This window comes from Leptospira venezuelensis, from assembly GCF_002150035.1.
GTDB lineage: Bacteria > Spirochaetota > Leptospiria > Leptospirales > Leptospiraceae > Leptospira_B > Leptospira_B venezuelensis.
Window position 1 is genome coordinate 40,018 of the sequence record NZ_NETS01000008.1, and the last position, 21,006, is coordinate 61,023.

Below are 21,006 nucleotides of genomic sequence, written 5' to 3' on the forward strand. Positions count from 1 at the left end.
ATATTTCTCAGAATTGTCCGTAAAAGAAATCAGCGTTTCCGCTAGGTAAAGCAAGTAAGACTAAGATCCACACGATTGGAAGAAGTGCCATTTTCCACTGGAATTTAACCTTAAATTTATCAGGCCATTCTTCCGCAGAATGGAATAGGATCGCGACTAAAAGTGCAAAAATACAAGGTTCCATATTCGGGAAAGCTACCCCATTCGACCAAACGAATATTCTTTGCACAGCTGCTAGAGCAGATCCAAAATCAGGAGTGAAGAATAATATCCAAGAGATACTGTAAATATTCAGAACAAACAAGTAAGTGATAGTTCTCTTCACATATGGGATCTCAGGTAGGATCGTAATTTTCCAATCAGTTAAAACTCTTTCGATAGAAAGATATAAACCTGTTAAAACTCCCCAAAGAAGATAATTCAAATTTGCTCCGTGCCAGAGTCCACCCAAAGCAAATGCTACGAGATAATTAAAACAAGTGCGTAATGTTCCACTTCTGGAACCACCAAGTGGTATATACAAATAATCGCGGATCCAAAAGGAGAAGGTTAAATGCCATCTTCTCCAAAAATCTCCAAATCCATTAAAGAAGAATGGAGCCCTAAAGTTTTGAGGAAGAGTAAATCCTAAAAGTTTCCCCATTCCCCTTGCAATATCAGTCAGTCCTGAAAAATCCAAATACAGATAGATTGCAAAGAAATACACTGTATTTAACAGTGCTGCTCCAGAAAAAGCGGATGTTTCTGCAAATACCTGAAATATAGAGCCTGACATCAAAACAGAAACTACCGATTTCTTAAAAAGACCGATCACTACGAGCCAAAGCCCATCCACCATATCTTCCTTTTCCATTTTAGGAGAATCGAATTGAGTAGCTACATCATTAAACCTTAATATAGGCCCTGCGATCATTACAGGAAAAAGGAAAATATAAGAAGTTAACTTGAAGAACCCTATATCTTCAGTGATTATTCCTTTCTTCTTATCTACTAAGAGAGAAATAAATTGGAATGTATAATAGCTGATTGTCAAAGGAAGAACTACTTCGAATCCGGCCCAGTCCAACGATTTGGAAAGTATTCCATCTAAGCTGACCTTATTTTGAAAATCAGGAATTCCAAAAAATATCCCGATAATATCAGCAAAAAAATAGAAATATTTAAAAAAAGCTAAATTAAGAACATTGAATCCAACCGAGACAGGCAAGAACCATTTTTTCGATAAGAAAAATCGAATGAATGCCCAGTTGATGGCCACTACTATGATAAGGTGGAATAAAAACTTCCAGGAGGAGAATGCGTAAAATAACGCAGAACTTAAGATAAGAAAATATTTCTTTAAAGCGTCCGGAAGATTCCAATACACCAGAAATACTAAACAGAAAAAAAATAAAAATTCTAAACTGGTAAAATTCATGGTCTCCAAACTTTAGGATCCAATAAGACAAACTTACCTTCTCCGATTTTCAATTTTTCCAAGGAAAGTTTTCCGATCCGTATTCTTTGTAGATCAATCACCCTTCCCCCGAGTATCGAGAACATTCTGCGGATCTGACGTTTTCTTCCTTGCTTCAAGATCACTCTGAACTTGGAAGATTCTTCACCTTTTACTAAGGATGTAACCTTCTCCGCTTTCAAAAATTCTCCCTCGTCCATAAACCCCTTAGTGAATCTGTCCTTCACTTCCTTGGCATCCAATTCTTCTTCTAAGATTACTTCGTATTCTTTTTCGGAACCTTCGGATGGATGGGTGATTTCTTGGACTAAATTCCCTTGGTCGGATAAAAGAAGAAGTCCCCTGGAATCCAGATCCAATCTTCCTGCTATAAAAAGTTTTCCGTATTTTTTAGGGAGTAATTCAAAAACTGTATTGGAATGAAAACGATCGCTATGGGAGCAAAGAAAACCTTTAGGTTTGTTTAATGCGAGGAATACGGACTCTGCAGGAGGAACTAATTTTTTATTTCCTACCAGAACTATGTCTGAGCCGACTCGAATCTTTGTGCTTAGATTTTTTTCCACGGCTCCGTTAACTTTCACTTTGCCGGAAAGGATCAATTCTTCTACCTTTCTGCGAGAACCTAGGCCGCAGTCTGCCAAGAATCTGTTGATCCGGATCTCTTTGGAGGAATCTTCCCCCGATTTTTCTTTTGCGCTTTTTTCGCCCAAACTTGCCCCCGGTCTTGCCGATCCCTCCAGATTCGAACACCCACCTATTTCCGGCTACCCAAAACACTTGACTCTTTTCGGACTCGGATAGAGGCTTTAAGGGTGAATCCTCTTAAAAAGAAGCCAAGATCCAATGCATACCAACCTGCTCCCGAAAAACCGGATTGGTTAAAGGTTAGGCTTCCTTTCCGTGAAAAGGAAAATCCGGTCGATTTCGTCCGTAATTCCGTTGAAGGAGGAAAACTCAATACTGTCTGCGAGAGCGCTTCTTGCCCGAATCTAAACCATTGTTGGTCCAGAAAAACCGCTACGTATATGCTTGCAGGAGATATTTGTACAAGACGTTGTTCCTACTGTGATGTTGCCTTTGGAAAACCACTCGCATTAGATCCAGAAGAACCTTTAAGAGTAGCAGAATCCGCAAAAGCTTTAGGTCTCAATCATGTAGTAATCACATCAGTAAATAGAGATGATCTTTCAGATGGGGGAGCTGCTCATTACAAGAGAACTGTAGAGCTGATTCGAGAAAGATTGCCTGAATGCAAAATTGAAATTTTAGTCCCTGATTTCAAAATGAGGGAAGAAAATTTAGAGATCGTATATTCTTCCAAGCCAGACATATTCAATCATAACCTAGAAACAGTGGAGAGATTATTTCCCTCTGTAGCTCCCGCCAAAAAATACGAAAGATCTTTGGATGTCTTACAACACGCGTCTGAGCGAGGATTATTAACCAAAAGTGGGTTGATTTTGGGGCTTGGAGAAACATTAGAAGAAGTTCATCAGACTTTAAAAGACCTAAGATCCGTTGGTGTTCAAATGGTTACTCTAGGACAATATCTACAACCTACTCCTACACATCTTCCGGTCAGTGAATATATTCGTCCGGAAGTTTTCAAGGATCTGAAAGAATTCGGAAAAGCCTTAGGATTCAGAACCGTATTCTCCGGACCTTTGGTCAGAAGTTCTTATCACGCGGACGAGCAAGTGCCGTGGTTCGCAAACTAAAAAGAACCAAAGATAAACTTCCGGACGTTCCGGAACCTGGAGAGATGAAAAAAATCATCTTCCATTCTGTCCTATCTTACCTTTCAAAACAAGATGGTCATGTTTCTAAAATGGAGATCAAAGATCTTCTATTCGATGCCATTAGTTTAATTCCAGGTTTCAGAGTGGAATGGGGAGAGATCCAAAAATTCGGCCGAACGAAACTTCTGGTAAATTACAAGGATAAGGTTCTAGTTTTAGATCTGGAAGAAATTTCAACGATGATCCTGAAACTGTGGGATCATTACCTGGATACCCATCCTCATCATAAGTCTAGGTAAGAGGAGGCAGAGTTCTGTCGAGGCCCAGTGATTTATTGGCACGCAGAGGCGCGGAGCCGCAGAGAAATATTTTGAATTAGTGGTTCTAAAAAACCTCTGCGTCTTGGCGTCTCTGCGTGAGAAAAATACTCTGTGTGCTCTGTGCGAAAAAACTCCGTGCCCATAAATAGAAAAACCCGAGCCACCTTACGGTAACCCGGGATTTTTCCACCTTTAAGCTTGTGCCTGTGGATTAGTTTTCGGATTTAGTTTGGAAGTCGTAGATAACTTCTTTTACATCATCCTGGTTGATCTTCTTAATACCGTCTTCGGTATGGACGATCATTGTACTACCTTGCTGGTCTACGATCGCTCCGATGATGGTAGTTTTGCCATCAGCCAGTACGATTTTTTCCAGTTTTTCGTAGTAGTTTACAAGATCCTTATTGGTTTTCAGGTTTTTAGGAGCGGAAACAAGAACGTTCTTGAATCTTTTCAGCTCGTCAGCCTGACGCTTAGCTAATTCTTCTTCGATTTTCTTTCTCTCAGCTTCATTAGCAGCGTTTGTAGCTTCGTCTACTTTACCAGACTTAGGATCGATATTCAGTTTTACTAATTTATCGGTAGTGTCTTTGTCCAGAGTAACGATGGTTCTGATCTCTTCTTCTTCGGTTTTGGAAACTCCAGCGCCACTTAATTTAGTAACCGCTTTAGGAATGTCTTTCTCCAAAGTAGCGTCTAGCTTAGTAAGTTCTTTCTCGCCGAATTTTTTATCAGGAGCTTTTACTATAGAAGACTCATCTTTTTCTAAGATAACTTCAGCTTTGTCTAAAGAAGCTTTGATCTTTTGCAATTCTGCGTTGGCAGAAATTTCTTCTGCACTTGCACCTTCCAGAGCGCGAACTCTTGGAGATACTGCAACGGATCCTTCTAATACTTTTACAACAGATCTGTCGTTTTTAGTACGATCTACAACGAAAGAAGTTCCTCTAACTCCCGCGATTGCGGTCGGAGTTACTACAGAAAACTGATCGTCTTTGCTTGCTTTATTTACTTTAGCGAAAACTTTTCCAGAAACTAAAGACAATCTAGTGTCAGTGTTTCCTTGGGTATTCAAAGCGAGAGCGGAGAATTCCAAGCTTGATTTTTCAGCTAAACGAACAGCTGATCCATCGGAGAATTGGATATCGACTTTCGCTTTTGCCTTGGTTTCAACCTTGTCCCCTTCTTTAAGGACGGTTCCAAGACTAGCTTTGTCTTCAGTTAAGTCAGCGTGTTGGATTTTTGCTTCTCCTACGCTAAATACTACGATTGCCGATGGTTGGCTCTGTTTTGCGTTCGCGGAATCCGCGTTCTCCGCAGGCTTTTTACAAGCTCCGGATGTCAACAGACCGACCATTAGGACGGCCGATGCAACGGAAATGATCTTATTCATACCCCTATCCTTCTTTGATCGAGATTAATCAGAAACCGCGGTGGAGGCAGTCCGATCTATATTGGGTTAACATCTATGGATTTGGGATTTTCAATTTATTTCAATTTTTTTTTCCAATTTGGAAGATATTTCCTGAACTAAAATCACCAAAATACAGCTCACCTGTGAAATCTTGGCCAAATGTGCTAATTAGGAAGTGAGTATCCCCTAATACAGTTAGTTTCCTTTTACCTTCTGCTTCGGTAGGAAAACCAAGCAGTTTTCCAGAGACAAAGTCAGCAAAAATATACCACCCAAAGTATTTGGAAAGATTTTTCCCTCTGTAAACGTACCCACCTGTGATAGAACGCCCTAAATCATGATCATATTCCAAGATTGGATCGGTTAACCCTGGTTTTTCGCAAGAATCCTTAGGTAAAAAGCAATGAAATCCTTCCTTTATATTCCATCCATAGTTTTTGCCTTTTAGAACCAGATCTACTTCTTCCCAATCATCCTGTCCTACGTCCGCAAGATATAGATCTCCTGTTTTGGTATCGAAGGAAAACTTCCAAGGATTTCTGAATCCATAAGCCCAGATCTCGGGTAAAAAGCCTGGTGAGTTTTTGTAAGGATTGTCTTCCGGAATTTTATATGGAGGAGCATTTGAATCCAGATTAGGTGTTATTCGGATCAAGGTGCCTAGATAAGTAGAAGTGTTTTGCCCATGTTTGTATGGATCTCCTCCTGCGCCTCCATCCCCAAACCCAATATATAATTTTCCATCTGGTCCGAAGCTTAACTGACCCGCATTATGATTGGAATAAGGTTGATCCACTCTTAATAAGATCCTTTTACGATCCTGCCAACGAATGACCTTAGAATCATCCCATCTAAATTCTAAAATGAATGTTTGGTCTTTACCAGCTTCCTTTGAAACCGCGTTGATATAAAAGAGTTTGTTTTCGGAAAACTTAGGGTGAAATGCAAGACCCAGTAAACCTTCTTCCGATCTCGTCTCAACATTTCCTGTAAAATCTGCGATGAGCCTGGGCTGCTTACTTTCAAAATTCCAAAGAAGGATTTTTCCCTTCTTCTCTAATACAACCATCTCTCCCGGTAAACTTGGATGGAATTGTATATCAGTGATTTCTTTAAATCCGGAAGCAACCGGGGTCCAACCAAAAACGTATTCGGTGCCGCTTACCTTTGTAGGTTTTTGTTTTTTAGTTTTGGCAAGAAGATAGGTGTCCGAGCCTGCGAAAAGTAAGGAGAGTCCCAGAAATAGAGAGAAGGTTAAGAACCTATTGCAAAATCGTCTCATTCTGGCAGAAAAAATACAGTTTGAAATCTCTCAGTCAAGGATGAAAAAGCCAAAAACTAGATGCCAAAACTCCCATGTAAACCAGTCTGGAGTTAAGATGAGCACGAGTACCCTTCGCCCCGAATCTTCCATTGCCTTGTTAGAGGAAATGGAAAAAAAATATAAACAGATCCCATTCGAAGCAATTCTGAAGCAGGATATTCTGAGGCAAGGGATCCATTTTCTTCCTGAATCTTTTCAGATAGAGGGAGATTATAAGACAAAGGATTATTTCATCTTCTCCTTCGACCATATTCCACTTGCTGATATGAAAGAAGGAACTGATTCCAAGGCTCCAGAAGAGATCAAGATCACAGGAGGTTATTTCGATTTATTACCTACTGTAGTTTCTACTCGTAATAACCCGGAATCACCTTACAAAGTAAAACGTATCCCTGCTGGAGAAAAAGACGAAGGCATACCTGGTCTTTATTTAAACGAAACATTTTTAGGAAAGCTGGAATATCCGCCTAAGCCTGCTTGGTACAGACACAAAACCAAATCAGGAAAAATCCCTGGAGAGATAGCACCTGTAATCGAATGGGGATACTTGATCTACTTAACAGTTTTCCGCAACTGCCAATACTTTGGTAAAGACGAAGAATGTGCTTACTGCGATATCAATCATAACTATCGACAACAGAAGAATGCTGGCAGACCGTACACAGGCGTTAAAGATATCGAAGATATTTTAGAAGTTCTGTCTTGGATAGATGCGGAAGACGAGATCGCAAAAGTTTACACGATCACGGGTGGTTCTGTCATCACTTCTCTCAAAAAGAAAAACGAGATCGATTTTTATTTAGAATACGCACAAGCAATCGAACAAAGATTCCCTGGAAGATGGATGGGCAAAATCGTTTCTCAAGCTTGGGAAAATGAAGATTGCAAAAAATTCAAAGACGCAGGTATCCAAGTTTATCATCCGAACTACGAAGTATGGGAACCGGAACTATTCAGAAAAATCTGTCCAGGTAAAGAAGCATACATTGGTAGAGATACTTGGATCAGAAGGATTGTAGACTCTGCAGAAATTTTTGGGCCTTCTTATGTAATCCCGAACTTTGTAGGGGGAGTAGAACTTTCGAGGCCTTGGGGATTTGCAACAGTTGCTGAAGCAATCAAGTCAACGGGAGAAGGTTTGGACTTCTTCATGTCCAAGGGAATCATGCCTAGATTTACCGCTTGGTGTCCTGAACCTTATACAACTTTAGGAACACAGGCTGGTCCTCCACTGGAATATTTCTGTGAATTACTCACAGTCTGGAAGTCTACATTCGAAAAATATAATCTTCCAGTTCCTCCAGGTTACGGAGAACCAGGACCAGGAAAGGCGGTATTCTCTGTATCCGCCTTTATGGATGTGATTGGTTATCCAGGAAGGGTTTAATCCCCCACATTTGAAGAACGTTGCACTCTTCTCCAGGTATTTGCCCAAGAAGCGAAAGAGTTTTGGTTTCTAGTTTGTAGATATAGTTTTCCTTTACCGGAAAACTTAGCTACAAGTCCTTCACCGGATAAGAATAGAGATTTTAATCCGCCCACTTTATCTATATGATAATCCAAACTAGGTTCGAATGCTACAATATGCCCTGTGTCCACGATGTACATTCCATCCACATCTACTTGGTGGATTGCTCCAAAGCTAGAAAAGAAAAGGTCCCCTGTTCCGGAAACTTTTAGGAAGAATAAACCTTCTCCCGCGAAAAATCCTTTGAAACCTCCCCATTTGCTGTCTATCACAAGCTCGGTTCCACCTGCAACATAGGCTCCTCTACTTAAGATCAATTCTTCGTTTTTGAGGGTTATATGTTCTAAGTCTCCTTGTGTGGCTGAGGTTAAAAATAATTCCCCAGTTCCACCTTCTACTGTGAATGTGTTCTGGAAGAAGGACTCACCGCTGAACAATGCTCTTTTTGCAGACGCGAATATTCCGCCTTGGGCCTTGGTCTCCATTTTGACTTCTGGGGACATTGCTACCATCGCTCCGGATTCCGCACGGATGGATTCTCCAGAATTCATATTAAGTTTTAAGATGGGAAAATCAGGTTTTGCTAATATTTCAAATTTCATATATTATTCCTTTCTAGGTGGTAATTCAGATCTGAACCAAGCGCCTAATGTAGGCACATTTCTGGATTGGAGCCAAAGCCTTCCTCTCCCTTTAAATTTGGCGACTAAACCTTCCCCACCCAAGAAGAATGATTTCCAACCTCCAAACTTAGTGATCTCGTATTGTAGACCTTCTTCGAATGCGACTATATGGCCTGTATCTACTATAAATTCACCTTCCACATCCAACACTTCTATCCCGCCATAGCTTGAGATAAGAACAGGACCGGATCCAGAAAGTTTTAAGAAGAATAAAGACTCCCCGCTAAAAAAACCTTTTAGTCCTTGGAACTTTGTATCTAGATCGATTTCAGGTTTTGCAGCGAGAAAGGAACTGGATTGAATGAAGATAGTTCCATTTAAGTCCAGTTTTTCGATATCACCAGGAAGTGTCGGAGCAAGTAATACTTCTCCAGGTTGTGACGCGGAGAATGTATTCATCCAGAAAGATTCTCCTCCTAAAAAAGCAGCTTTCAGGGATTTGAATAATCCTCCTTGTTGTGCCTTACTAGTTTGCATTTGGATATGAGAGCTCATACTCATAAGAGCTCCCGCTTCCGCCTTGATAGATTCTCCGGAACTTAAATTAACTTTCGCTACGGAATAAGATGGTTTGTATAAAACTTCGATATTCATTATAATTCCTAATGTTTGTTAAACTGGAAGAAGTTTGGTAAGCCAGCTGATAAATCCAGATGGCACTCTTGATTGGATCCATAGAGTTCCGTTACCCGAAAAATTTGCGACCAGACCTTCTCCACCCAAAAGTGTGGATTTCCAATTTCCACCGGCTTTTCCCACTTTGAACTGTAGAGAATTTTCGAACGCAACAATATGACCCGTGTCTACAGTATAATTTCCTTGAACTTGGATTGGAATGATAGCTCCATAAGAACTTAAGAATACCTTTCCGGTTCCGGAAATTTCTAATAAGAACAGACCTTCTCCTCCAAATAAAGAACGAAGACCACCAAATTTAGAAACAACTTGGATGCCTGGATCGGAAGCCAGATAAGATCCTGATTGTACAAAAATACTTTTTCCATTCAGATCCAGATCTATGATATCACCTGGAAGATCAGGAGCGAGCCCAATCTCTCCACCAGAATCAGGAGCTGTGTAAGTATTGAAAAAGAATGATTCTCCTCCGAAAATTTTTCGAGAAAGTGCCGAAAGAAAACCGCTTCCCATTTTGGTTTCCACGCCCATTCGGGAACTCATGTATACCATGGCTCCGGCTTCCGATTTAATCGATTGACCAGGGCCTAATCTAAGTTTCAATAAGGAGAAGGAAGGTTTATGAGAGATTTGGAATTGCATACGCGGGAAACTTTGGAAAATATTTTCCAAACCGTCAATCGATTCCCGATGGCCACTATATCTTTCTATACTTCTTCTTTTTGAAATTAATCCCAATGAAACATATTTTAATCACCGGAGCAAATCGAGGAATCGGTCTAGAGCTCGCCAATTTATATTCCGAAAAAGGTTACACTGTTTACGCAGCTTGTAGAAAAAGTTCAGAACCGTTGCGCAGGCTCGGCGTAAAAGTTTTTGAAGGCCTAGATCTGACCCAAAGTCAAAGTTTCGATACTCTTTCCAGTTTTTTGACTGGGGTCAAGCTGGACGTATTCATCAATAACGCCGGAATCCTTATCCCGGACAATTTAGAGAGTGTGGACTTCACTGAGCTCGAAACCCAGATCCAGGTAAATGCAATCGGACCGATAAGGCTAAGTCGTCTACTTCTTCCTAGACTTGGTCCAAACTCTAAATTGATATTTATTACTAGCAGAATGGGATCCATCGCAGACAATACATCTGGCGCCTATTACGGATATAGAATGTCCAAAGCGGCTCTAAATGCAGGGGCAGTCAGTTTGGCTCGCGACCTTGCACCTAAAAAGATTTCTGTAGGTATATTCCACCCCGGAATGGTAGCCACCGAAATGACTGGAAGACAAGGAATTCCACCGAGAGACGCGGCCGAGGGACTGGCACATTTGGTGGAAAAACTAGGTCCAGAAAGGTCCGGAAGATTCTTTCATCAAAACGGGGAAGAGTTACCATGGTAAATGGATTCTGTCTCCCTAAAACAACACTGTTGTAAAAAAGAGACAGAAGTACAGAAATTTCTTTCAAATTATGTCTAGTTGTCTCTGTACCGAGCTATAAAGCCCGTCTAAAATCATCTTTTTGCACTGCACCTGGCATGGATATTGCTTCTATAGTCCTAAAGGGTTAATTTTGGACTTGGATTTCCCAAACGTCCAATAGTAAAGAGCCCAGTGCAAAGCGAATGGATTCCGGAAGCGAAAGTTTCCGGGGTAGGAAATGATGAATTTCACAGAACATAGAAAAACTCTTAAAGAAACAGTTAGAATTAAGGGGATCGGATTACATTCCGGCAAGGAAGTAAATCTGGTCGGACACCCTGCTCCTGTAGGAACAGGTATAGTCTTTGAATACAGAAAGGGAGAAGATAAAGCCTCCATTCCTGTAGAACTAAGCAATGTAGTAGATACGAGTAACGCAACCACACTTGGAGACGGGCTCCACAGAGTCCAAACCGTAGAGCACCTGATGGCTGCGGTATTCTCCTTAGGAATTACGGATATGATTTTGGAAATCGACTCCGTTGAAGTTCCAATTATGGACGGATCCTCCCTTCCTTTCCTAGAGGCTTTTGAAAGCACAGGCTATACAGAATTCGAAGAGAAAATCGAACCTATTTATGTAAAGAACCCAATGTGGGTGGTAGATGGGGATAAATACCTTGTGATCCTTCCAAGCGAAACCTGGAAAGTGACCTACACAATAGACTTCCCTCATCCTCTTCTAAAAGGCCAAAATATCACAATCGACCTGGACAGAGATGTCCTCAAAAACGAAATCTTGCCAGCCAGAACATTCGGATTCCTAAAAGACGTAGAAGCTCTACAAGCGAGGGGTCTTGCAATGGGAGGTTCTCTGGACAACGCAATCGTCCTTACCCAGGACGGATACCTGAACGAATCTCTTCGATATGAGAATGAATGCGTCCGCCATAAAATTTTGGACCTGGTAGGTGACCTTTCTATTGCCGGAAGACCTATTATAGGACATTATTTAGCTTCCAAGGCGGGCCACGCACTCGATGTTTCCATGGCTAAATTAGTAATGAGTTCAGTAACTGGAAACGAATTGGGTAAATACAAAAGCCGTCGTATTCCTCTTTTCAATAGAAAAGCTGCAATGGTCTAAAAATATTCGATATCGCGCCTCTGTTCGGGGCGGGATATCCTAGATTTATAAAAGACTTGTCGATTCACTAAACTACTGTATTTCTACCTGCGGATATTCATCTATGAATGGCGGCGGGAAAAGAAGTACATACATGGGAATAGTCGCTTTTCCCGGCAGATTTTACGGTCGTTGCGTAAAAGTCGGAACAAAGAGAAGACATCTTGCTCACGGCGCTTATATCCACGAGAGCCAAAAAACGGAAGAGCTTAAAAAACTATCTAACGCACTCGATTCTTCCAAAATAGAATTAAAATCTATCATCACTAGTCTCAAAGCTAGGGAACAAGACAGAGAGTTAAAAGAAATTTTAGAAACCCAGGTCACAATTACGGAAGATCCAGGGCTGCAAGATTCGTTCAGAAATCGGATCAAAGAATACAATGAAAACGCATTTTTAGCAGTCCAAAATACGATCAACGAACTCACGGACAAGTTCACTCGTTTGGACAATCCATTCTTCAGAGAAAGATCAGATCATTTCCAAGATATTTCCAATCGGATCTTAGAAAACTTATTAGATAAAAAGGAAGAAGTTTCTTTCTTAGCAGATCAATCAGAGGACGTGATTTTAGTCGCAAGACAATTGACTCCCTCTCAGATGATTCTGATGGATAAGAGTAGAATTCGAGGGATTGCCACGGATCTTGGCGGAAAAACTGGACATATGGCGATCCTTGCCAGAAACTACGGAATCCCAACCATAGTTGGCCTAAAGGAATTTTATAGAAACATTAACGATTTTGAATATGTTTTTTTAGACGCGGATACGGGGCAAATCGTAAGAAATCCTACGATAGAAGAAGTGAAATATTATGGTGCCTCTTCTCCTTTAAGCTTTGAGACAAAGGTAATAAAACCGAAAAAAGCAGTCACAAAAGACGGAATCAAGATCCGACTAAAATGTAATCTGGAATCGGATACCGATTGCGAGCTTGCGAAAAAAGCGGATGTAGACGGCGTCGGTCTTTTCAGATCGGAGTCATTATTCTTAAAATACCAAGACAAAAACGTATCAGGCGAAGAGCAATTCTTAGCCTATAAACGTATTGCAGAAGGAATGGATCCAAACCCGGTGTATATCCGCACCTTTGATATAGGTGCTGATAAATTTTCCACAGGAGAATTTGAAGAGAATCCATTTTTGGGCAATAGAGGAATTCGGTATAGTCTCCAGAATCAAGAATGGTTCAAAGAACAATTGATCGCTATCCTTAGAGCTTCCGCTTATGGAAATTTGAGTATAATGCTTCCTATGGTGACAAATCTAGGAGAGATCAAGAAAACAAAAGAGATAATAGAAGAATGTAAAAGAGAACTTACGACTAAAAAAGAAAAGTTCAACAAGAAGATCAAAATTGGAGTGATGGTGGAAACACCTTCTGCTGTATCTTCTATGGATGTTTTAGCAAGAGAGGTGGATTTTTTCTCTGTAGGCACAAATGATCTATTACAATATTTAATGGCAGTAGATCGAAACAATGTGAATGTTTCTTCTTTATACAATCCATTCCATATTTCTTTTTTAAGAGCTTTGGTCCAAATTGTTGAAACTGCTTGGAAATACGAAAAACCATTGAGTATCTGCGGTGAACTTGCTTCAGACACAAATTTTACGATCTTACTGTTAGGAATGGGATTTAGGGAACTTTCAATCTCAATTCCATTCGTAGGACCAATCCGTAAAATTTTAGGATCCGTAAGTCTAAAACAGGCGAACTTTCTTTTGAAAAAAATTATGGAACTTTCTGAGAATGAGGACTACGAAGCGATTGAGGCCTTCTTATTCAGCAAACATCTCGAATAAACAAATTACTCCAAAATAGAAAGTTTTAGCAGATTCTTACAAGCATGATCCTATAAATACTGCTACCTTTCTAGTATGATCCAGTATTCAAACGACAGATTAGATATCGCATTAGAAGACATCCTAAATTACTCCGCAGATCTAAAAAACGGACTGACTAGTCATACTACGATGGTAATCGAGGCGCTCTACTCCTTAGGAAGGCCTGAAAAGATCCCAGCTTGGTTAGATTCATATAAATCAGAATTTAAGCCCAAAGGGCCGATTATAAAAGAAATCACGGAAGAAAATTATAAAGCCGCTTTAGGAAACACGGATAGAAACACCGATTGGGTGAACTTCTTTCAAACGGAATTGAAACAAAAAGATTGGAAGGATATTTTAGATCTTTGGGTAAAAAGGTTTTCTCCCGGTTTTTGCTCGGACGCGACTCATGGAATTATACGAGTAGGTCATGCTGTCCGAAATCTTTCCAGATTAGTTACAGAACTTCGTTTAAGAGAATTAGCGGAAGGACTGGGCAGATGGGCCTCTACGTACCAAACTCTTCCCACAAAAGAAAATTCAGACATTTTAAAACTAAGACCTGAAGTTGCCATTTCTAAGGTCAAAATCGTGCCAAAGGAAGCGAGAAAATACAATGGTACAATTGTAGGAGCATTAAAGGATTTAGATGAGAATCCTTATTTTGCAGAAGTAATCGACATAGTTGATCTGTCTGGATCCGTAGAGGTGACGATATCGGAACTTAGTCTTACATTCGCAAAAATATTTTTAGAGAATGCACACGATACTTTAGGAGCAATCGTTTTTACTCACGGAGTCACAAGTATTGTTTCTATCCGACATTTACTACCTTATGTATCCGAAAAAACAAAGAAGAAACTATTAGAATACGGATGGCAATCTTCCTCGTCCCTATATGCAAGCTTTGGCGATCCCAAAAAATTCGATATAACAAAGCCAAATTCTAAAACAAAACAAGAGTTAATCGACAATGCTGTGGAAAATGGAGATGAGCATGCAATCAAGCTAACAGAGGCTTGCTTATTAGAAAACGATATTTGCCCGGATTCTACCTATTATTTAGCTGCAGAAAAAGCGATCCGCTTACTGGAGAAAACAAAGTGATCGGAAAAAGTAATATATTCGGAGTATTCTTAATAATTGGAGGATCATTACGGATACTCGCATCCTTTCCAATAGAATTTCAGATCATACGTAAGGAAACCTTCTATTGCATTATAGATAGCTTTCTTTTCTTAGGGATTATAGGGCTATATTTACGATTCGAGATCCCTCTTCGAAGTCTGAAATTTTTAGCGTTTATTGTTTCGTTGTTTTCTTCCTTACTTTTACTTAGCAGAGGTTTCATTTTATATGAAACGAATCCATATTTTGTTGGAGCCAGTTTTCTTTTATTGGGGGCAACCACTTTTAGTTGGAGGATCCGAAATATTAGTTCAAAAATAAAATTTTCTTTTTATTCCTTTTTAGGTTCTCTCATTTTCGGGATTTCTGCATCCATTTTACCAATACAATCATTTCTATTTTCGATCTCTGGAATCTTATTTGGACTGGGCGCAATATATTTAGGAAGGAAAAAATAACGAAATTAGTTTCAGAATAGGTATAACTTTGTTTTAGAATTTAAAAACTGAGAAGGAAAAAAGCCGTACGCTTTTTTGAATGAATTCGCATAATGAGCAGAATCATAAAAACCTACGGCGTGAGCTGCATCCGTCAAATTTTCTCCCTGAGAAATGGCAAGGGTGGCGCTCTTAAGTCTTTGCCAATTCCTAAATTCGGTTATAGAAATTCCTACCAGTTCTTTAAAAAGGTGTTCTAATCTGGATACTGAAAGTCCCGCAAATACGGAGAGCTCTGCTGCATTCAGATTTTCTAATAAATTTTCGGAGATCTTATTCACCACTGAGGAAATCCTTGGATCTGTGGCATTAGAGATAAATTTCGGTGGGATTAAAACATCCAATTTGTTTAAATATATTTTTTGTTTTTCTCGATCCTCGGGACAATAAAATAGCTCATTAGAGATAGTTTTGAATTTTTCGCCAAGTTCAACCGGTTCAAAAAATATTTCCGACGAGTAAGATCCAAAATGATCTTCTACATCTTTTGGATCTGTGCTCAAGGCCGCAATTGTAGAGCCATTTCCGAGAAAATCAATACTCAGTCCTTTCGGAATTAAAATAGAATGAAAAGATTCCCAAGGATGTCCCTCTTTTCGAATTTTGAAAGTTCCTGAATTTAAATTGGAAAGAAGATAGCTAGAACGATCCGAATGAAAGGATAATTCCGAAATATTTCCAATCAGTAATGATCTAGAATTCCAAACGAATATTTTCATCGAAGGAGCCTATATCACTATAGATAGAATTACTTTTCTTGCGAGGATATTTCGGAAAATTCTAAACTTAAAAACAAAAAAGGATTCTGTTCTATCTTCTTTTCTTGTAAGAATAAAGGTCCGAATGATTCTTTTGGTTTTAAAAAATTTAAATACGATTGTTTTTCGGTCCTAAGAAAAAAATTTCCTTCTATCTTTTTATCCGAATTGAAATTTGATATTTCTTTAAGAATAGACGGAAGATTTCTATCTTCCGATTTTTCGTGTGAAAAGAGGATGAGATAATTCTTATCTTTCAACTTCCCTTCCAATACGAAACCTTCCGAACCAAAAAACTTCCTGAAAGTTATATCCGTTTCAACTTCATCTAATCTGCAATATACGCACAAATTTTCGGAGCCGAATACTTTAGGTAAGAAAGAATCAATTTTTATCCCGACTGTTTGATCCCAACCTGAACTTAAACAAAGTCCCTTTCTAAACGAAGGGCTTAAATTTTTTATCTCTAAGTGGCTTCCGGTTTTTTGAAATCCTAATTCTGCGCGTGCTAAAACGAATCCCAAATTTAAGACTGAGAAGTCTCGAACTCTCGAAAAATCCCAGACCTCTTTCTCCCTTAATGTGGAAAAATAAAGGTTGTCCAAAGCATATAGGTCCGAATGACCATAAGGTTCGAAAATACTGGGTTTGGAAAGAGTCGTTTTCGCCATATATATTCAATATCGGCGGCTTGTAAAATTCCCCGCAGGGTAAAAAAAAAGCCCCGGTTTAAACATCGAGGCTTCTTCTTTCCTTTTTAAGGGCTATCCACCCATATTAAGAGAATTATTTATCCGTTGTGTAGACTTTTTTAATCTTATCAGCGTATTTTTCAGCAATTACGTGACGTTTCATCTTCAACATATTGTTTAACTCGTCTCCTACCTCGAAAGGTTTGGAAACGATAAAGAATGGAGTCACTTGCTCGAAGGACTTAAATCCGTTCTTAGCATTATTTAGAGCTTTGATCTCTTTTCTGAATAGATCCACAACTTTGGCGTTTTCGTTCAAAGCGTCTTTATTAGAAATATCTACTCCGTTCTCTTTAGCCCATTCCCCTAACTTTTCAAAGTCAGGAACAATGATTGCTCCCAGGTTTTTCTGGTCTTGGCCAATGATCATACACTGACTGATATAAACGGATTCTTGGAGTTTGTTCTCGATAGGAACCGGCTCCACGTTCTCTCCACCTAACAGAACCACTGTATCTTTTGCTCTTCCGGTAAGTGTTAAGGTATTTTTAAAATTGATCATCCCCATATCACCGGTATTCATCCATCCGTCTACAAGTGCCTTAGAAGTAGCTTCTTCATTTTTGAAGTAACCCTTCATAACTTGAGGACCGTTTACGAATACAACACCCTTGCGACCTAGTTTGCCTTTGATCACTTTTCCGTTTGCGTCGATCTCAGTTAGAACTTCGTTATTATCATTTCTGATCTGAAGATGAGTTTTAGGAACGATAGAACCTACAGAACCTATAATCAATTTTTGGAAAGTTCTTACAGAAAGCACAGGAGAAGTTTCAGTCATACCGTAACCTTCCAATACATTGATACCAATATTATTGAAGAACTCATCTACGTGACGAGGAAGCGCTCCTCCTCCTGAAATAGAAGCTTTCAGTCTTCCACCGGTAGCAGTTCTGATCTTAGAAAGAACTATCTTATCAAGAGTTGCACTATTGAAGAATACTCCAAGTCCTGCCAGAATATATAAAGGCAGGCTTAAGAAAGAAAATTCCGTTGAAGCAAGTAGATAAGCCGCTATGGAAGAAGCAACTGTCAATGTGAAAGGTCCAGTTAAAACCAATTGGATCGACATTAAGATCCCATAAAATAAGGAAGTGATTGGATTTCTTCCGTGATAATCCACTTCTTTTCCTGTGATAAAACGAACTGCAGCGTTTTTCTTATCAGAGAAGAAGTAAGCTAATTTGAATAATCCACGACGTAGCGCAGGAGTTTGGCTTGGATCGTTGATCCTTGTATAAATACCGTTGTAAATATTTTCCCAAAGACGAGGAGCGGAACCCATGAAAGTAGGTTTCACAGTTGCTAAGTCTTGGCGAAGATCCCTTACATTTGTGTAATATGTAGCTGCACCAATGCTGATACATACATATTCCACAACTCTTTCGAAGACGTGCCATACAGGAAGAATAGAAAGTAATTTTGCTTCAGCATTGATCTTTAACATAGGAGTTACGTTCAATACCTGGTGCATCATATTAGAATGTCTTAATTGAACACCTTTAGGAAGACCTGTAGTTCCTGATGTATAGATCAATGTAAAAAGATCTTCAGGTTTGATAGCTGCAACTCTATCTTCGACCTTGCGAGAACCAGAAGCTCTCAAACTTTTTCCCTTTTCGATCAGGTCATACATTTTAAGAACGCCTGGTGCCTCAGATTCTTTATCCATTAGGATAATAGTTTTAACTTTTCCGAGCTGGGATTTGTTTCTGTTGAATTTCTCCAACATTTTATCGTTTTCTATGAATACTACTTCGGATTCTGAGTGGCTAACGATGTACACGATCTCAGAGTCAGTGATATCTGTTCCTCTTGGAACGTCAGCCGCACCGGTCATAATGATACCGTAATCTGCAATGATCCATTCTACACGGTTATCAGCGAGTAACGCGACATGATCTCTGGATTGAATACCAAGTTCGATCAAAGCCTCGGCAAGATTTACACCTGCTTCGTATAACTCAGAATAGTTGATCGGCAAATAATTTTTTTGCGCATCTTTGTATAAGAAAGCAGGTTGATTTTTAAATTTTTCTGCAGACTCACGAAATAATTGGGCGAGATTCTCAGCCATGAATGGAAATTCTCCTGAAATGAAATGGAAAGATGGATGATGTCCGGCAACACCTACCGGGAATCTGATTCCAGATTCAAACTAAATGCTTAAAGATAAATCCTTTTTTTTAAAACCAGTCGGAGTTTGGCTTTTATTACACGATCGTTATGGATAAAGCGCAATTTTAAGGAGATTCGAGCCAGTTTTTTAGTCTTCCGGTCAATATTGGTAGATCTTTCTCAGAAATCCCATATTGGGAATGAAGTTTCTTTCCGGATTTACTAAAAACGAATAATGCTGGCTGTCCTTCAATTTTAAGTGGGGTCACAAGCTCCCATTTCGGGTCCAAAAGGCTCGGATATAACATTCCAAATTCAGAAGCTGCTTTTCTGATCTCTTGTAAACTTAGATCGTCCTCAGTGTTCACACCGAATACAACTGCTGGAGATTCTTTCAATTTTTCTCTCAGCTTTTCGACTACTGGGACTGCTTTTTTACAGGGCTCACACCAACTTGCCCAGAAATCCAAGACCACTAACTTGCCTTTGTCTTCCGAAAATTTATGAGAATTCCCGTCCCAATCCTGAAGTGTAACTTGGTAGAGCAATGGTTGCTCATCCGACCTGCAATCGTTTAAGAATAAAATAGAAGAAAGAAAAAGGAAAATAGGCCAGGCTTTTCTAAAAACCATACTTCCAGCTTACAAATAAGAATCCAAGCTACAAGTCATTTACTTCAATTCTACCTTGCTTTAAAGAGACTAGCTCAAAAACTTGTACAAGGTTTTCAGCCTTGGAAGAAACCAGGATCTATAATTATTTTTTCCAATTTTCAGAATTCCATTCTTATTTGGAAGCAAGGAAGTTCCGCGGAGAAGGAATCCATTTCGACTCAGGAACCCTGGGAGAAGTATCTAAAAAGCCACCAACTCTTTCTGCATTTTTGGATCCTAAAAAAGGATTAATCCTACAACTAAAATCCAACAAAGCTCTAGAAAGAATCTGTACTGACTGGTCTGATCATTCCTGGGAAAGAAAAGAAGATCTATTCGTTTGGAAGATAAGCCCAACCGAGCAAATTTATTTTCAGGCCTTGGACAAAAACCGCATCCATACTCACTGGAAATCTGCTACCGATATTATTTTTTCTGGAACGATAGAAGTAGGAACAAAATCGTTCTTCCAGAAAATCTTAAACTTTTTTAGAAGAAACTAGATCTCTAAAAATCTTTTTCACTAATGCAGCAGATTTTTTTCTTTCAAATCTTCTGAGATCAGGTTTAGGAAACTTGAACTTTTTCTTCTGAAAATCTAAAATTGCATTCTTCCATTCTTCAACTGACTTGGGAGAAATATATACACAAGATTTTTTAGCAATTTCTTGAAATACTTCGAGATCGGAAACGATACAAGGAAGAGAATAAGCAAGCGCCTCTAATAGTGGTATTCCAAATCCTTCGTAAATAGAAGGAAAAACAAAAAGGCTTGCTTGGGAATATAGATATTTCAGTTCTTCTTCACTTACAAAATCAAACCAGTAAAGTTCTCCTGACTCGGATGCCTTTCTGAATTTTTCCAAAAATTCGGAAGATTCCCAACCTTCTTTTCCAGCATGAACCCAAACCAGCTCCGATTTTTCTTTTTTAGCTTCCTTATAAGCTTCCAGAAGTGTTCCAAAATTTTTACGCGGCTCCAATGTCGAAACAGTTAAGAAAAATTTTTTAGGTAGTTTAGAAATCCGTTTTGTAGGAGGTGTTTTAATCTTTTGGATCTCTTTAGGATCATATCCAGGATAGATGATATCTATTTTATCTTTTGGAAAGGAAGAATACTTTAATATCTCCGAAGAAGTAAATTCAGAGTTTGCCAAAATAAAATCCGCTCTTTGAATACTTCTTCTTAGATAGAAAAGCTGCTGGAATCTTGCGACAAACCTCATTGTTTCGGGAAAACGATAAGCTACAAAATCGTGATACGTTAAAACCCCTGGAATATTCTTAGATAAGAATAGCGGAAAAACCTGCTGAGTTCCCCAAAATAGATCGATCTCATATTTTCTGAGTTGAAAAGGAAGATAAAATGCAAAGTAGATCCCTCCTTTTTTAGACAATAAACCTTGTCCTATCACCGGTTTTATATTCGCATTTTTGAATATATCCTTATAACCTTCATGAATAGGTCTATGTGAAAAAAGGTAAAACTCAAAATCAGGATCTTTCTCGAAACCTTTCAAAACGGATTCGATCAATCTGCCCACACCTGAAACTGGCGTGGATAATGGCCTAGCGTCCAGGGCAATCTTGTATTTTTTTCTATTTGAATTGGACAAAGAATG

The 21,006-nt window shown here is 39.3% G+C and carries 21 protein-coding genes; 9 read left to right on the forward strand and 12 right to left on the reverse strand.

What is annotated here, in order from left to right; translation table 11 throughout:
* Positions 1-7 precede the first annotated feature (7 nt).
* Complete coding sequence (locus B1C82_RS04270; protein ID WP_086446386.1) at positions 8-1,417, reverse strand: MBOAT family O-acyltransferase; 1,410 nt, start codon at positions 1,415-1,417, stop codon at positions 8-10.
* On the reverse strand, positions 1,414-2,169 hold the full coding sequence (locus tag B1C82_RS04275; RefSeq protein ID WP_086446387.1) for a pseudouridine synthase: 756 nt from the start codon (positions 2,167-2,169) through the stop codon (positions 1,414-1,416). Before B1C82_RS04275 ends, B1C82_RS04270 begins: the two co-directional genes overlap by 4 nt.
* Before the next feature lie 102 nt (positions 2,170-2,271).
* Between B1C82_RS04275 and lipA the strand changes: the two genes are divergently transcribed.
* Together lipA and B1C82_RS04285 are read left to right on the forward strand one after the other, a co-directional pair.
* Positions 2,272-3,177 carry a lipoyl synthase gene (gene lipA, locus B1C82_RS04280; protein WP_086446388.1) on the forward strand — a complete coding sequence of 302 codons (906 nt, stop codon included), beginning with the start codon at positions 2,272-2,274 and terminating at the stop codon, positions 3,175-3,177.
* Positions 3,162-3,497, forward strand: coding sequence for a hypothetical protein (locus B1C82_RS04285; protein WP_086446389.1), 336 nt, complete (start codon positions 3,162-3,164; stop codon positions 3,495-3,497). The genes lipA and B1C82_RS04285 overlap by 16 nt, the downstream gene beginning before the upstream one ends.
* Before the next feature lie 232 nt (positions 3,498-3,729).
* Here the strand turns inward: B1C82_RS04285 and B1C82_RS04290 are convergent, their stop codons facing one another.
* Positions 3,730-4,911, reverse strand: coding sequence for a lipoprotein LipL45 (locus B1C82_RS04290; RefSeq protein WP_086446390.1), 1,182 nt, complete (start codon positions 4,909-4,911; stop codon positions 3,730-3,732).
* A 100-nt stretch (positions 4,912-5,011) separates the two neighbouring features.
* Positions 5,012-6,214, reverse strand: coding sequence for a PQQ-dependent sugar dehydrogenase (locus tag B1C82_RS04295; RefSeq protein ID WP_086446391.1), 1,203 nt, complete (start codon positions 6,212-6,214; stop codon positions 5,012-5,014).
* Positions 6,215-6,311: 97 nt separating this feature from the next.
* On the opposite strand from B1C82_RS04295, the gene B1C82_RS04300 reads away from it, so the two are divergent.
* Entirely contained in the window at positions 6,312-7,643 is a 1,332-nt protein-coding gene (locus B1C82_RS04300; protein ID WP_086446891.1) for a radical SAM protein, read from the forward strand.
* On the opposite strand, the gene B1C82_RS04305 is transcribed toward B1C82_RS04300, so the two are convergent.
* The 3 genes from B1C82_RS04305 to B1C82_RS04315 are packed head-to-tail and all read right to left on the reverse strand — an operon-like array spanning position 7,640 to position 9,685.
* A complete protein-coding gene (locus B1C82_RS04305; RefSeq protein WP_086446392.1) occupies positions 7,640-8,326 on the reverse strand; it encodes a TIGR00266 family protein in 687 nt (228 codons plus the stop codon). The two genes, B1C82_RS04300 and B1C82_RS04305, sit on opposite strands and share 4 nt — an antisense overlap.
* Before the next feature lie 3 nt (positions 8,327-8,329).
* Positions 8,330-9,001: a TIGR00266 family protein gene (locus B1C82_RS04310; protein WP_086446393.1), complete on the reverse strand. Its 672-nt coding sequence runs from the start codon at positions 8,999-9,001 to the stop codon at positions 8,330-8,332.
* 18 nt (positions 9,002-9,019) lie between these two features.
* Positions 9,020-9,685, reverse strand: a complete 666-nt coding sequence (locus B1C82_RS04315; protein ID WP_162494903.1) for a TIGR00266 family protein — start codon at positions 9,683-9,685, stop codon at positions 9,020-9,022.
* An 89-nt stretch (positions 9,686-9,774) separates the two neighbouring features.
* Here B1C82_RS04315 and B1C82_RS04320 point away from each other — a divergent pair, with 89 nt between their 5' ends.
* The 5 genes from B1C82_RS04320 to B1C82_RS04340 all read left to right on the forward strand — a co-directional run bounded on the left by B1C82_RS04320 (position 9,775) and on the right by B1C82_RS04340 (position 15,064).
* Positions 9,775-10,440, forward strand: coding sequence for an SDR family oxidoreductase (locus B1C82_RS04320; RefSeq protein ID WP_199775819.1), 666 nt, complete (start codon positions 9,775-9,777; stop codon positions 10,438-10,440).
* 262 nt (positions 10,441-10,702) lie between these two features.
* Complete coding sequence (gene lpxC / locus B1C82_RS04325; RefSeq protein ID WP_086446396.1) at positions 10,703-11,608, forward strand: UDP-3-O-acyl-N-acetylglucosamine deacetylase; 906 nt, start codon at positions 10,703-10,705, stop codon at positions 11,606-11,608.
* A 103-nt stretch (positions 11,609-11,711) separates the two neighbouring features.
* Positions 11,712-13,454 carry a phosphoenolpyruvate--protein phosphotransferase gene (gene ptsP / locus B1C82_RS04330; protein WP_086446397.1) on the forward strand — a complete coding sequence of 581 codons (1,743 nt, stop codon included), beginning with the start codon at positions 11,712-11,714 and terminating at the stop codon, positions 13,452-13,454.
* A gap of 75 nt (positions 13,455-13,529) precedes the next feature.
* Positions 13,530-14,585: a questin oxidase family protein gene (locus tag B1C82_RS04335; protein WP_086446398.1), complete on the forward strand. Its 1,056-nt coding sequence runs from the start codon at positions 13,530-13,532 to the stop codon at positions 14,583-14,585.
* Entirely contained in the window at positions 14,582-15,064 is a 483-nt protein-coding gene (locus tag B1C82_RS04340) for a hypothetical protein (protein ID WP_086446399.1), read from the forward strand. Before B1C82_RS04335 ends, B1C82_RS04340 begins: the two co-directional genes overlap by 4 nt.
* Positions 15,065-15,075: 11 nt before the next feature.
* Here the strand turns inward: B1C82_RS04340 and B1C82_RS04345 are convergent, their stop codons facing one another.
* The 4 genes from B1C82_RS04345 to B1C82_RS04360 all read right to left on the reverse strand — a co-directional run bounded on the left by B1C82_RS04345 (position 15,076) and on the right by B1C82_RS04360 (position 19,363).
* Positions 15,076-15,822: a helix-turn-helix domain-containing protein gene (locus B1C82_RS04345; RefSeq protein WP_086446400.1), complete on the reverse strand. Its 747-nt coding sequence runs from the start codon at positions 15,820-15,822 to the stop codon at positions 15,076-15,078.
* 29 nt (positions 15,823-15,851) lie between these two features.
* Positions 15,852-16,532, reverse strand: a complete 681-nt coding sequence (locus B1C82_RS04350; protein ID WP_086446401.1) for an LIC11631 family protein — start codon at positions 16,530-16,532, stop codon at positions 15,852-15,854.
* Between the two features lie 115 nt (positions 16,533-16,647).
* On the reverse strand, positions 16,648-18,690 hold the full coding sequence (locus B1C82_RS04355; protein ID WP_086446402.1) for an AMP-dependent synthetase/ligase: 2,043 nt from the start codon (positions 18,688-18,690) through the stop codon (positions 16,648-16,650).
* A gap of 166 nt (positions 18,691-18,856) precedes the next feature.
* Positions 18,857-19,363, reverse strand: coding sequence for a TlpA family protein disulfide reductase (locus tag B1C82_RS04360; RefSeq protein ID WP_086446403.1), 507 nt, complete (start codon positions 19,361-19,363; stop codon positions 18,857-18,859).
* 101 nt (positions 19,364-19,464) lie between these two features.
* Between B1C82_RS04360 and B1C82_RS04365 the strand changes: the two genes are divergently transcribed.
* A complete protein-coding gene (locus B1C82_RS04365; protein ID WP_086446404.1) occupies positions 19,465-19,887 on the forward strand; it encodes a hypothetical protein in 423 nt (140 codons plus the stop codon).
* Here the strand turns inward: B1C82_RS04365 and B1C82_RS04370 are convergent.
* Entirely contained in the window at positions 19,864-21,000 is a 1,137-nt protein-coding gene (locus tag B1C82_RS04370; protein WP_086446405.1) for a glycosyltransferase family 4 protein, read from the reverse strand. The two genes, B1C82_RS04365 and B1C82_RS04370, sit on opposite strands and share 24 nt — an antisense overlap.
* Between the last annotated feature and the right edge of the window lie 6 nt (positions 21,001-21,006).

What these genes read in the sequence shown, in the direction of transcription:
- B1C82_RS04310 (WP_086446393.1), bottom strand. Translation starts at nt 9,001, where the DNA reads ATGAATATCGAAGTTTTATACAAACCATCTTATTCCGTAGCGAAAGTT.
- B1C82_RS04295 (WP_086446391.1), bottom strand. Translation starts at nt 6,214, where the DNA reads ATGAGACGATTTTGCAATAGGTTCTTAACCTTCTCTCTATTTCTGGGA.
- B1C82_RS04300 (WP_086446891.1), top strand. Translation starts at nt 6,312, where the DNA reads ATGAGCACGAGTACCCTTCGCCCCGAATCTTCCATTGCCTTGTTAGAG.
- B1C82_RS04270 (WP_086446386.1), bottom strand. Translation starts at nt 1,417, where the DNA reads ATGAATTTTACCAGTTTAGAATTTTTATTTTTTTTCTGTTTAGTATTT.
- B1C82_RS04355 (WP_086446402.1), bottom strand. Translation starts at nt 18,690, where the DNA reads ATGGCTGAGAATCTCGCCCAATTATTTCGTGAGTCTGCAGAAAAATTT.
- lpxC (WP_086446396.1), top strand. Translation starts at nt 10,703, where the DNA reads ATGAATTTCACAGAACATAGAAAAACTCTTAAAGAAACAGTTAGAATT.
- ptsP (WP_086446397.1), top strand. Translation starts at nt 11,712, where the DNA reads ATGAATGGCGGCGGGAAAAGAAGTACATACATGGGAATAGTCGCTTTT.
- B1C82_RS04315 (WP_162494903.1), bottom strand. Translation starts at nt 9,685, where the DNA reads ATGCAATTCCAAATCTCTCATAAACCTTCCTTCTCCTTATTGAAACTT.
- B1C82_RS04350 (WP_086446401.1), bottom strand. Translation starts at nt 16,532, where the DNA reads ATGGCGAAAACGACTCTTTCCAAACCCAGTATTTTCGAACCTTATGGT.
- B1C82_RS04290 (WP_086446390.1), bottom strand. Translation starts at nt 4,911, where the DNA reads ATGAATAAGATCATTTCCGTTGCATCGGCCGTCCTAATGGTCGGTCTG.
- B1C82_RS04305 (WP_086446392.1), bottom strand. Translation starts at nt 8,326, where the DNA reads ATGAAATTTGAAATATTAGCAAAACCTGATTTTCCCATCTTAAAACTT.
- B1C82_RS04360 (WP_086446403.1), bottom strand. Translation starts at nt 19,363, where the DNA reads ATGGTTTTTAGAAAAGCCTGGCCTATTTTCCTTTTTCTTTCTTCTATT.
- B1C82_RS04345 (WP_086446400.1), bottom strand. Translation starts at nt 15,822, where the DNA reads ATGAAAATATTCGTTTGGAATTCTAGATCATTACTGATTGGAAATATT.
- B1C82_RS04335 (WP_086446398.1), top strand. Translation starts at nt 13,530, where the DNA reads ATGATCCAGTATTCAAACGACAGATTAGATATCGCATTAGAAGACATC.